This is a genomic window from Chryseobacterium sp. S0630 (assembly GCF_024158915.1).
Taxonomy (GTDB): domain Bacteria; phylum Bacteroidota; class Bacteroidia; order Flavobacteriales; family Weeksellaceae; genus Chryseobacterium.
In genome coordinates this window covers 19,241-30,905 of sequence record NZ_JAMZGF010000063.1, presented here as the reverse complement: position 1 = coordinate 30,905, position 11,665 = coordinate 19,241, and the positions used below count along the sequence as shown (strand labels likewise).

Annotated in this window: 9 protein-coding genes; all 9 read left to right on the top strand. The window is 37.1% G+C overall.

What is annotated here, in order from left to right; all coding sequences use genetic code 11:
• Window positions 1-745 precede the first annotated feature (745 nt).
• The 9 genes from NK356_RS20380 (at window position 746) to NK356_RS20340 (ending at window position 11,618) form a co-directional block, all read left to right on the top strand.
• Window positions 746-2,068, top strand: a complete 1,323-nt coding sequence (locus NK356_RS20380; protein ID WP_253317902.1) for a sigma-54 dependent transcriptional regulator — start codon at window positions 746-748, stop codon at window positions 2,066-2,068.
• A 437-nt stretch (window positions 2,069-2,505) separates the two neighbouring features.
• Window positions 2,506-4,200 (top strand): potassium-transporting ATPase subunit KdpA, encoded by a 1,695-nt coding sequence (gene kdpA / locus NK356_RS20375; protein WP_253317901.1) that lies wholly within the window; start codon window positions 2,506-2,508, stop codon window positions 4,198-4,200.
• A gap of 2 nt (window positions 4,201-4,202) precedes the next feature.
• On the top strand, window positions 4,203-4,346 hold the full coding sequence (locus NK356_RS20370; protein WP_253317900.1) for a hypothetical protein: 144 nt from the start codon (window positions 4,203-4,205) through the stop codon (window positions 4,344-4,346).
• 28 nt (window positions 4,347-4,374) lie between these two features.
• Window positions 4,375-6,414, top strand: a complete 2,040-nt coding sequence (kdpB, locus tag NK356_RS20365; protein WP_034700251.1) for a potassium-transporting ATPase subunit KdpB — start codon at window positions 4,375-4,377, stop codon at window positions 6,412-6,414.
• Window positions 6,415-6,424: 10 nt separating this feature from the next.
• Window positions 6,425-6,982 carry a potassium-transporting ATPase subunit KdpC gene (gene kdpC, locus NK356_RS20360; protein ID WP_253317899.1) on the top strand — a complete coding sequence of 186 codons (558 nt, stop codon included), beginning with the start codon at window positions 6,425-6,427 and terminating at the stop codon, window positions 6,980-6,982.
• A 67-nt stretch (window positions 6,983-7,049) separates the two neighbouring features.
• Complete coding sequence (locus NK356_RS20355) at window positions 7,050-8,135, top strand: porin (RefSeq protein WP_253317898.1); 1,086 nt, start codon at window positions 7,050-7,052, stop codon at window positions 8,133-8,135.
• 56 nt (window positions 8,136-8,191) lie between these two features.
• Window positions 8,192-9,301, top strand: a complete 1,110-nt coding sequence (locus NK356_RS20350) for a histidine kinase (protein WP_034700258.1) — start codon at window positions 8,192-8,194, stop codon at window positions 9,299-9,301.
• 5 nt (window positions 9,302-9,306) lie between these two features.
• Window positions 9,307-11,022, top strand: coding sequence for an ATP-binding protein (locus tag NK356_RS20345; protein WP_034700150.1), 1,716 nt, complete (start codon window positions 9,307-9,309; stop codon window positions 11,020-11,022).
• Window positions 11,023-11,159: 137 nt separating this feature from the next.
• Entirely contained in the window at window positions 11,160-11,618 is a 459-nt protein-coding gene (locus NK356_RS20340; RefSeq protein ID WP_253317897.1) for a hypothetical protein, read from the top strand.
• Window positions 11,619-11,665: the final 47 nt, after the last annotated feature.

Genomic DNA, 11,665 nt, shown 5'->3' with positions numbered 1-11,665 from the left:
CGCGGGAGAGTAGGCCGCCGCCAGTTTTTATTTTATTTTTAAAAAACCTTTATCTTTACGATAAAGGTTTTTTTGTTTTTATACCTGTACCTACACCAAAACAAACACAACCCCCAAAACTAAAACAAACACAGCATATACATAAGTAATGAGTAATAAGCAATAAGCAATAAGTAATAGATAATAAGTCACTATGACTAATCTCCTTTATCTTCCTTGCTTTTTTATCCTCCATGCTCCAGCTTCAGGCTTCCCGTCTTTACCTTCAATACTTTTTTACTTTACCTCACGCTTGTCACTCCGCAGGAGTCTACACTCCGTTGTTTTTAAATACCCTGATACTGCGTTTATAATCTTTAAAGTTCTAATAAACAGATCAGGATTCCTACGGAATGAAACAATTGGAAGGGCAGTGTAGCAATTAAAATAAGAGCAGATAGTTAGAACCAAGATTTAAAACCTGTCATTCTAACTTGAACTTCAGAACCACATATTCCAAAACTCATCATTCATAACTTATAATTTATCATTCATCTCTTAGCCCCGATAGTAATGGTTACCCCGCAGCTTGTGTAGGAGAGTTGATGGGTTTGATTATGGGAAAGCGCAGGAGCGAGGAGTATGAATGAATAGCGGGATTGGCTCCTTAAACTTGGTAAATTATTCAAAAACTATTTCCTTCCATAACTCTGTTTTCCTCGAATAAATTCAATAAGTTTGTACTAGTTTTCCAAAAATAATTATAATGTCAGGAAATATTCTGATTATCGACGATGAGATCAAACTCCTTAAATTACTAGGAATGATCCTTTCCCAAGAAAATTTTAATGTAAAAGAAGCTTCTACGGCACGTTCAGCAATGACGATGCTGGAGCAATATGAATTTGATGTTGTTCTGAGTGATGTACGGCTGCCTGATGCTTTTGGAGTAGAATTGGTAAAATCCATTAAAACTAAGTATCCGCAGTTAGAGATTATCCTGATGACGGCATTCGGGAATATTACAGATGCTGTGCAGACGATGAAAAATGGTGCTTACGATTATCTGGTAAAAGGAGATGATAATGAAAAAATCATCCCATTGGTATATAAAGCTCTGGATAAGGTAAAGGATAACAAATCAAAAGTTGTTCAGCAGACGGTTGTGAAGGGATTTGACCAGATTATAGGTAAATCACCTCTAATTTTACAGGCTAAGAAATTGGCTGAAAAAGTGGCTTTAACGGATGCTGCCGTCCTTCTTACAGGTGAAACCGGTACAGGAAAGGAAGTTTTTGCCAGTGCTATTCATGAAGGAAGTGACAGAAAGAAAAATAGTTTTGTAGCGATCAATTGTTCTGCATTCAGTAAGGAGATACTTGAGAGTGAGCTTTTTGGTCACAAACAAGGTGCTTTTACCGGTGCTGTTAAAGATAAAAAAGGATTGATTGAAGAAGCCAACGGAGGAACTCTGTTTCTGGATGAAATTGGTGAGATGCCTATAGAACTTCAGGCAAAATTGCTCAGGGTTTTGGAAACTAGGGAATTTATCAAAATGGGGGAAACTAAAGTTTCAAAGTCAGACTTCAGATTGATTGCAGCAACCAACAGGGATTTAGAAGATGAAATAAAGCAGGGTAATTTCAGAGAAGATCTCTATTTCAGACTGAATGTATTTGAGATCACTCTTCCGGCATTAAGAGAAAGAAAAGAAGACCTTAAAGCTCTTGCAAAAAACTTTGTAGATATTTTTTCAAATAAACTTCACTTGTCTTCGGTTCAGGTTGATCCGGAATATTATAAAGTTTTAGAGAGAAATGACTGGAAAGGAAATATCCGTGAGTTGAGAAACGCAGTAGAACGCAGTTTGATTCTAATGGATAACAATGTCCTTGATGCTGAAAGTCTTCCTCACTATTCTGAAAAAACAGTTCCTGAAAGTGATTCTTTGAGTATCCGATCACTGGAAAAAGTACATATCCAAAAAGTATTACAGTATACAAAAGGAAACAAAGCAGAAGCAGCCAGATTACTGGAGATTGGCATTGCCACGCTATACCGTAAACTCGAAGAATACGGATTGAAATAATTCTTTTATCATTTTAATAAAGAGCCTATCATTTTGATAGGCTTTTCTGTTTTTATAGAGTTTTGTGTTTGGGTTTAATTATTTGTTATTCAATATTTTAAGTGTTGTTTTTTCAAAATGGACTTTCTTTTGGCATATAGTCTCTGAATAAAATATTTAAAAATGACAATTTCAAGAAAAACGTTTAAAAAACGGGAGCATTCTACTTTTAGTTTGCTGATTGTATCGTACGTATTGTTGACTCTTTTAACCCTAATGATTAAGATATGATGCTCATAAGTTTAATTCTGCTTTTTGCAGTGTTGTTTTGGCTTTTATGTAAATCAGTTGAATTTTTTGATAGAATATAAATTATGTGGAGTTTATTTTTCCTCTCAATACTTGCCTTTGTGTATATCTGTTATGTTTTAATTAAACCTGAAAAATTTTAATTGGTCATGAATACAGAAATTTTAGGCACTATAGCAATGTTTGCTATTACATTAGTTATCGGAATTTTTTTAGGGAAATATATAGCTAATGTCTATGGATACAAAAAAACTTTTCTGGATCCGGTTTTTGAACCCATTGAAAAGTTAATTTATAAAGTTTCGGGAATTAATCCTGCCCGCCAGATGAACTGGAAACAGAATATGTATGCCATGCTGGCAATCAACCTGATCTGGTTCATCATTGGTTTTCTTCTTTTGTTGAATCAGGCGTGGCTCCCTTTAAATCCTGATGGAAACCCGAATATGTCACCCGATCTGGCTTTTAATACAACCATTTCATTCTTAGTGAACTGTAATTTACAGCATTATTCAGGAGAAACAGGAGTAAGTTATCTGAGCCAGCTTTACCTGATGTTTTTACAGTTTGTTACGGCTGCAACGGGAATGGCAGCAATGGCGGTTCTCTTCAAAGCTTTTAAAGAAAAAACAAGTACCGAACTTGGGAATTTCTACGATTATTTCACTAAATCAATGATCAGAATCCTGGTTCCGATCAGCGTGATTGTTGCATTAATATTATCCATCAACGGAAGTCCGATGACTTTCGAAGGTAAAGATCATGTTATAACATTGGAAGGCCAGAAAGCAGATGTTTCAAGAGGTCCTGTATCTGCATTTGTAGCGATCAAACACTTAGGAACTAATGGAGGTGGATTTTTCGGGGCAAACTCTGCGCATCCGCTTGAAAACCCCAATTATATCACCAATATGACAGAGATGGTCACTCAGATGATTATTCCGTTTGCATTGGTATTTGCATTAGGTTTTTATCTGAATAAAAGAAAACTTTCATGGGTAATCTTTACGGTAATGACGGTCGGTTTTCTGGCACTTACTATTCCGAATATCGTGAATGAAACAGGTGGAAATCCTTTGATTACACAAATGGGAGCTGACAACAGCCTGGGAGCTATGGAAGGTAAAGAAATCCGCTTCGGTAGTGCAGCATCCGGTTATTGGAGTATTGCTACAACGGTAATCTCTACAGGCTCTGTAAATGCGATGCACGACAGTACAATGCCTCTTTCCGGAATGAATGAACTCCTTGCGATGATGATTAACTGCTTCTACGGAGGCTGTGGGGTCGGAATTCTGAACTATTTCATCTTTATTATTCTGGCTGTATTCATCAGTGGTCTGATGGTGGGACGAACCCCGGAATTTATGGGTAAAAAGATTGAAGCCAAAGAAATGAAGATTGCGATGATCGTGGCTTTATTCCATCCTTTCTTAATTCTTGCAGGAACAGCTTTAACGGCTTATCTACCAGAATTTGGAGCAAAAACATTGAACAACCCTGGTTTCCATGGTTTCAGTGAAATGCTGTACGAGTTTACTTCTTCTGCAGCGAATAACGGATCCGGATTCGAAGGACTTGGAGATAATACTCCTTGGTGGAATATTTCAACGGGAATTGTATTGCTACTCTCAAGATTCATCCCGATTATAGGACCGGTAGCGATTGCAGGGTTATTAGCACAGAAGAAATATATCCCTGAAAGTTCAGGAACACTGAAAACAGATACGGCTACTTTCGGATTTATGACACTGGCAGTGATTTTACTGATTGCAGCTCTGTCTTTCTTCCCGGCATTAACATTAGGACCTATCGCAGAGCAGATTCAGTATTTCTCTAAATAAATGTGAACATTAAAAATTATAATCAATATTCAACCATTAAGGAAGCCGAAGAGTTTGAGGAAGCTAGTCTGACACTTACGAAACGTTCACTTAATATTATCCATATCTATCCTTATTATTGGGCAGACCTTAATGGTGATTATTGATTTACAATGATATAAACTCTTTCAAAAAATGAAAAATCAGTCACAAACATTATTTCAAAGAGATTTGGTAAACGAAGCAATCAAACAGTCTTTCGTAAAACTGAATCCGAAAATTATGTTTAAAAATCCAGTAATGTTCCTGGTGGAGATCGGAACCATTGTCATGTTTATCGTAAGCATGTTCAGTCTTACTGGTGATAAATCCCAGGGAAGCTTTTCCTATAACTTTTTAGTATTTATTATTTTATTTTTCACCGTTCTGTTTGCCAATTTTGCAGAAGCTATTGCAGAGGCAAGAGGAAAAGCGCAGGCTGATACCCTCAGAAAAACAAGGGAGGAAACGCCGGCCAAACTGGTACTTGATAACAAGCCGGGATTTCAGGTAGAAACAAGACTGAAGATGTCTGCTGAAATGACATTAGGCGATATTTTCCTTTGTGAAGCCGGAGATCAGATTCCGATGGATGGGGAGATTATTGAAGGTCTTGCTACCATTGATGAGTCTGCTATTACCGGAGAAAGTGCACCTGTCATCCGTGAAGCCGGAGGAGATAAAAGTTCTGTAACCGGAGGGACAAAAGTACTTTCAGACAGAATTAAAGTAAAAGTAACTACAAAACCCGGAGAATCCTTCCTGGATAAAATGATTGCCCTTGTAGAAGGAGCATCAAGACAGAAAACACCCAACGAAATCGCATTAACCATACTTTTAGCAGGATTCACGCTTACATTTATTATTGTTACCCTCACTTTAAAGCCTTTTGCAGACTATGCGCAGACTCCGATTACCATAGCGGCATTTATATCTCTTTTCGTTTGTCTTATTCCGACAACTATCGGAGGTCTGCTTTCTGCAATCGGAATTGCGGGGATGGACAGAGCATTAAGAGCAAATGTGATTACCAAAAGTGGTAAAGCAGTAGAAACAGCAGGAGATATTGATGTTTTGCTGCTTGATAAAACAGGAACAATTACCATTGGAAACCGTAAGGCAACTCAATTTCACCCTGCCAATGGAATTCAGCTTGAAGAATTTATTAAAGCATCAGCATTAAGTTCTGTAGCGGATGAAACACCGGAAGGAAAATCCATCATTGAACTGAGTGCTTTGAAATCTGAAGATTTATTAGTTGCTAATCCTACTTACATTGATTTTACTGCGGAAACAAGAACTTCAGGAATTGATTTTGATGAAACAAGAATCCGTAAAGGAGCTTATGATACGATAAAAAAACTGACTGAAAAAGCCGGGAATATCTTCCCACAGGAAACCCAGGATGCGGTAACCAAAATTTCTGAAAACGGAGGAACTCCTTTAGTAGTAGCCGTTAACGAAAAAGTATGGGGCGTTATTGAACTTCAGGACATCATTAAAACCGGAATTCAGGAACGTTTCCAGAGACTGAGAAAAATGGGTGTGAAAACGGTAATGGTAACCGGAGATAACCCTCTGACTGCAAAATTCATTGCAGAAAAAGCAGGAGTAGACGACTTTATTGCCGAAGCTAAACCTGAAGACAAAATGAATTACATCAAAAAGGAACAGCAGGAAGGTAAGCTGGTAGCCATGATGGGAGACGGTACCAACGATGCGCCGGCACTGGCTCAAGCCGATGTTGGGGTAGCAATGAACAGTGGTACACAGGCAGCCAAAGAAGCCGGTAACATGGTAGACCTTGACAACGACCCTACAAAACTGATCGAAATTGTGGAAATCGGGAAGCAGCTGCTGATGACCAGAGGAACATTGACCACTTTCAGTATTGCGAATGACGTGGCGAAATATTTTGCCATTATTCCGGCACTGTTTATCACTTTTATTCCTTCTCTTCAGAAGCTGAATATTATGAACCTTCACAGTCCTGAAACAGCCATATTATCAGCGGTTATTTTCAATGCGGTAATCATTCCGTTCCTGATTCCACTGGCGTTGAAGGGAGTGGCTTACAAACCGATTGGTGCAAGTGCATTATTGAGAAGAAACCTTTTGATCTACGGGTTAGGCGGAGTAATCGTTCCGTTCATCGGGATCAAAATTATTGACATGGTAATCAGTTTATTCTATTAAAATTTAAAAAATGAAAAATCATATTGTTTCAGCATTCAGATTAACTCTTGTAATGTTGGTCGTTACAGGTATTTATCTGGCAGTTGTTTATGGAGGTTCTAAAATACTTCCGAACAAAGGAAACGGAGAAATTATTTACAACAAAGGGCAGAAGTTTTATGCTAATATCGGGCAGGAATTTAAGTCTGAAAGATATTTCCATGGCCGTCCATCCTCTGTCAATTATAACGCAGCAGGAAGCGGAGGAAGCAACAAAGGTCCAAGCAATAAAGAATATCTGGAAATTGTACAGAAAAGAATTGATACTCTGAAAATGGATAATCCTGAAATGGGTAGTGTTAAAGTCCCTGTAGAATTGGTAACTGCCAGCGGAAGCGGACTGGATCCTGATATTTCTGAGGAAGGAGCTTTATACCAGGCAAAGAGAATTGCCAAAATGAGAAGTCTTTCAGAAGAACAGATCAAAAGCTTAGTTAATAATCAAACTGAAAAGCCTTTCTTAGGACTTTTCGGGCCATCAAAAGTAAATGTTCTGAAGCTTAATATCGCTTTAGATCAATTAAAATAATAAATTTAATAACCGATAATCATGTCAAGATTTTAAACCTTGACATGATTAACATACCTTAATAAAAGTGAAAAAATATTTAGTTATAGGAGCCGTATTGGGAATGTTTTTCTCAAAAGCCCAGTCATCAGATTCATTAAAAACAAGTAATAAAGTGACCTTTTCCGCTTATGCAGAACTTTTTTATACCTATGATTTTAATGAGCCGGGCAACCATATGCGTCAGAATTTTTTATACTCATATAACAGACATAATGAAATGAATCTCAATCTGGGATTGGTTAAAGCCAATTACCAGAGTGAAAATATCCGTGCCAATGTTGCTTTAATGGCCGGAACTTATGCCCAGGATAATATGGCGGCAGAACAAAATGCACTGCGTTATGTAAACGAAGCCAATGTTGGAATCAAAATATCAAAGAATAAGAATTTATGGATTGATGCCGGGATCATGCCTTCACATATCGGATGGGAAAGTGCCATAGGAAAGGATAATGTGAATCTGACAAGAAGTTTAGCCGCTGAGAACTCTCCATATTTCGAAACAGGAGCCAAAATTTCTTATACCACAGATAACGGGAAATGGTTTTTAAGCGGACTGGTACTAAACGGATGGCAGAGAATTGCCAAACCTGAAGGAAACCAGAGTATTTCTTTCGGACATCAGATAACGTATAAACCTAATGATAAAATTACTTTGAACAGCAGCTCATTCGTGGGAAATGATAAAGCGAAAGAGGATAAAAGAATGCGTTATTTCCATGATTTGTACGGAAGCTTTCAGCTGACAGATCAGTTTTCGGCTATATTGGGATTTGATATCGGAGCTGAGCAGAAATCAAAAGGAAGCGAGCAGTATAACATCTGGTACAGCCCGAATGTTCAGATGAAGTATCAGTTTGACAGCAAATGGGCACTGGCAGGAAGACTGGAATATTATAATGATAAAAATGGCGTGATTATCAGTACAGAAACGCCCAATGGATTTCAGACATTCGGATATTCTCTGAATGTAGACTATGCCATATTCAAAAATGTAGTTTTCCGTACAGAAGCGAGAGGTTTTACGGCTAAAGATGCCATTTTTGCGAAGAATGATGATTTTAAAAAAGGAAATTTCTATATAACATCGAGCTTAGCGGTCTGGTTTTAAAACCGGTTTAGCCACAGAAAATAGTGCTTAAAGTAAAATTAAAAAGAATAAAATCAATGTCATCAGCAAAAGATTTTTTAGAACTGATTCAAAAATCCCGTAAAGGAAAATTCAAAATTTATATCGGGATGAGTGCAGGTGTAGGAAAGACCTTCCGTATGCTTCAGGAAGCTCATTCCCTTTTGCGAAATGGCATTGATGTAAAGGTTGGCTATATTGAAACTCATGGCAGAGAAGAAACGGTAGCCCTTGTAGAAGGTCTTCCTGAGATTGAAAGAAAATCAGTCTTCTATAAAGGAAAAAATCTTGAAGAAATGGATCTTCAGGCCATTATCAACGAACATCCTGAAGTAGTTCTTGTAGATGAACTGGCACATACCAATGTAGAAGGTTCTAAAAATAAAAAAAGATGGCAGGATGTGTTGGAAATCCTTGATAACGGGATTAATGTCATCAGTGCGATGAATATTCAGCATATCGAAAGCCTGAATGAAGAGGTAAAGAAAATTACTGGAATAGAAGTAGCAGAGCGGGTTCCGGATAAGATTCTGGCTCTGGCAGATGAAGTAGTAAATATTGACCTTACCGCAGATGAGCTTCTTACCCGATTAAAAGAAGGGAAAATCTATAAAAAGGAAAAAATTCAGACCGCTCTGAGTAATTTCTTTCAGAGCGGACATATTCTTCAGCTTCGTGAGCTGGCTTTAAAGGAAGTGGCAACCCATGTAGAAAGAAAGGTAGAAACAGAAATCAAAACCGAAAATTTTAAACCGATAAAATTCCTGGCCTGCATCAGCAGTAATGAGAAAATTGCCAAAACAATTATTCGTAAAACGGCTAGATTAGCCAGCTACTATAACAGTCCATGGACTGTTTTGTACGTTCAGAAACCTTCTGAAAATCCGGAAAAAATTGCACTGGATAAACAACGGTATTTAATTAATAATTTTAATTTAGCACAGGAATTAGGTGCCAAAGTAGTCCGCATCAAAGAAAGCAGTGTTCATAACGGGATTCTGGAATATGTGATTGCTCATAACATCACTACGGTCTGTATTGGAAAACCTCACGCCAGTTTCTGGCAGCGAATGTTGGGATACAGCTGGATTTATACCCTTATGAACAGGCTGAATGAAAGACAGATAGATATTATTATTTTATCTTAAAAGTAATGAAACTTAAAACGAAACTTACCTTAGGCGTAGGCCTTTTATTTCTACTGATCGTTCTGCTTTCAGTGATAGGTTCTGTATACATCAATAAATTAAAATCTGATACTGAAAAGATCCTTACGGCCAATTACAACAGTCTGGAGTTTTCCAAAAATATGCTTCTGGCATTGGATAACATCAGTACAGACAGTACCGTTGCCATAGCGGATTTTCAGAAAAACAATAAACTTCAGGAAAAGAACCTTACAGAATTTGGAGAAAAAGAAGCCACACAAAATCTGAATCTCCATTTTAACAGCTACCTGAAAGCTCCCGATATCAATAAGGAAAAGCTCATCCGTGAAGATCTTTCGAAGATCATGTCTTTGAATATGAAAGGGATAGAACGGAAAAGTGATATTGCTATCATTACAGCAGAAAACGCTACTTTTTGGATTGTAAGTTTGGGAACCGTATGTTTTCTGATTGCTTTTATCCTGCTTTTTAATTTGCCACAAACCATTGCGGAGCCTATCAATCAGCTTACTTTCAGTATCAAGCAGATTGCTGATAAAAATTATAGTGAAAGGGTTCATTTCAAAGGAAGTGAAGAGTTCAGCAGTCTGGCAGATTCATTCAACAGTATGGCGGAAAAACTTCAGGAGTATGAAAGCAGTACACTTTCTAAGCAACTGATGGATAAAAAACGTATCGAAACACTGGTTAACAATATGCATGATGCAGTGATTGGGCTGGATGAGAACCATTTTATCTATATGATCAATGATGAAGCTTTGAAGATCACCAATCTCCATAAGGAAGATATTATCGGAAAAACAGCTCATGAAGTAGCTATTAACAATGATCTGATGCGTGAACTTTTGAAAAATATAGATCATCCGGTAAAAGATCCTATTAAAATTGTTCGTGATAACAAAGAAAACTACTTTGAACAGGATATTATTCCCATCAATATTGTAAAGACAGGAGAAAAAGAAAAAAAATATATTGGAAAGGTAATTTTATTAAGAAATATTACGCCTTTTAAAGAGCTTGATTTTGCCAAAACCAACTTCATTGCAACCATTTCTCATGAATTAAAAACTCCGATTTCTGCAATCAAAATGGGCGTTCAGCTTCTTGGAAACCAGAAATTCGGAGAACTGAATGAGCAGCAGCAGGAATTGTTGAAGAGCATCAATGAAGACGGACAGCGTTTATTGGATATCACAGGAGAATTGCTGAACCTTTCTCAGGTAGAATCCGGAAATATCAGACTGACCGTGGAAAAATGTTCTCCCAAAGAAATTGTACAGACTGCTGTAAAGAATGTAGAGAAACTGGCTGAGCAGAAAAATATCTCTATAAGTACAGAATATCTTCTGGAAGAAAGTGATGCGGTGACTGCAGATTTTGATAAAACCGTCTGGGTGATGAATAATTTCCTGACCAATGCGGTGAAGCACTCTTTTCAGGATGAAAATATTAAAATAGTGGTAGAAAAACTGAATGCATTTATTCAGTTCAGTATTATTGATACCGGAAGCGGAATTGATGAAAAATACCACCGCCAGATCTTTGACCGCTATTTTCAGGTTCCCGGAGAACATCAGAACGGGACAGGATTGGGGTTGGCCATTTCAAAAAACTTTATTGAAAAACAACACGGAGAAATAGGAGTGAAAAGTTCCCTGAATAATGGAAGTACATTTTATTTCAGGCTGCCGGTTTCATAAGGATTAAATTGCGTATTTAAACACCTAATAGGTTTTATAAACCTATTAGGTGTGTTCATCTATTAGAATAAGAAAATATCAGATCCTTCCAATTAAAAAATGTAATCCTATTCTTTATATTTGCGATAAAAATAGAAATGAGAAAAACTTTAGGACTCATATTATTCTCAGTTGTACTAAGTATTCAGGTCTCCGCACAGACCTTCACATTAGAACAGCTTAAAGGTTTCAACAAACTTACGATGGATGAGTTTAAAAAGGAAATGAAACAGCTTCAGTTCAAATTTTATGACAGAACGGAAGGCTTAAGCTTTCTTTTAACGGAATACGAAGCTCCAGACTATAGCTCGAAAATCGGAAAGTTTGAATACAAAGAAGAAAAATCAGAAGACAGAATTGAATTTGAGTTTAAGGACAAAAAAGAATATGAACAATACCTTAAACTGATATTGGCTGCAGGATACAAAGAAACAGAAAAAGGGAAGATTATCACCAAAGAGCCTTACACAGATTACTACAGGAATAAGGAACATATCAGGTTGATCTTGCCTAAAGCAGGAGAAAATACTCCATATACTATTATTGTTTTCAAGTAAACCAAATTATGTATATCTGAAGATATCATAAGTTGTTGATTATTAAT